Source organism: Mesorhizobium sp. P2_B5 (assembly GCF_056404775.1).
Genome location: NZ_JBFUDJ010000031.1, coordinates 1 through 1171 on the forward strand (window position 1 = coordinate 1; position 1171 = coordinate 1171).

1 protein-coding gene is annotated in these 1171 nt (G+C 64.2%); it reads left to right on the plus strand.

Features of this window, described 5'->3' with window-relative positions:
- Positions 1-58: 58 nt before the first annotated feature.
- A complete protein-coding gene (locus AC1D1N_RS32325; protein ID WP_477353341.1) occupies positions 59-1033 on the plus strand; it encodes an IS5 family transposase in 975 nt (324 codons plus the stop codon).
- Positions 1034-1171 lie beyond the last annotated feature (138 nt).

Sequence of the window (1171 nt, forward strand, 5' to 3'; positions counted from 1 at the left end):
GGGACTGTTGCAAAATTGGATGGATGTGATTCCCTGTTTTTGAAACGGGGATTTTGCGATGACGACGAAGCCGAGCGGTCAGTTCAGTTTTGTGGAGGCTCTGCTGCCACAGGGTCTTGGTCGGAGTGGTCGGCTGGACCGGCTGTCGTCGCTGGTGAAGTGGTATCGCTTCGAGAAGATCCTTGCGCGGCTGCGCTCGCCGGCGGGGCCAGGGCGGCCTGCGTACAATTCGCTGGTGATGTTCAAGGCGCTTCTGCTGCAATCCTTGTATGGGCTGTCGGACAGCGAACTGGAGGAGGCGCTCGCCGATCGGCTGTCGTTCCGCCGCTTCGTTGGGCTGACGCTCGAGGAGACGGTGCCCGACCACACCACGCTCAACCGCTTTCGCAGTCTTCTCGTCGAAGCCGGGCTTCTGGAGAAGTTGTTTGGCGAGCTGGACCATCAGTTGGACAAAGCCGGGCTGATCCTGCGGCGCGGCACGATGCTCGATGCCACGGTGATCGAGACTGCGGCGGCGCGGCCACCCAGTGGGGCCGCGCAGGAGGTGGGCGAGGTCGGCGATCCCGATGCCGGCTTTACACGCCGGCAGGGCAAGCCTGGCTCCTCTTACGGCTACAAGGCCCATGTCGGTGTCGACCAGGGTTCTGGTCTGATCCGCCGGGTGAGGACGACAGCGGCCAACGTCAACGACACGGTCGAAGCGGATCATCTGATCTGTGGCGACGAAGGCGCGGTGCTGGCGGATGCGGCCTATCACACCAAGGCGCGCGAGCTGTCGCTGAGGCAGCGCGGGATCAAGCCGCGGCTGATGCGGCGAGCCAACAAGCATCATCCGCGCCTGCCGGCGCGCCTGAAGCAGTTCAACCAGCTGATCGCCCGGCAACGCTTTGCCGTCGAGACAACCTTCGCCACCTTGAAGAACCGCATGCGACTTTGCGCCATCCGCTATCGCGGCCTGGCCAAGGCGGCAGGACAGGTCCTCATCGCGGCCATGGCCTTCAACATGCGCCGCTGGGTAACGCTGGCCACCTGAGCCTGGGTCGCACTGCGCCCGAAACCCACCGAATACGCCAACTCCTACCCTATCCGGCCGCAAACCCGCGCCGGAAAGCACCTCGATGCGCCCCTGCCGTCTCTCCAGGCATCCAAAGCCCGATAACGCAACAGGCCC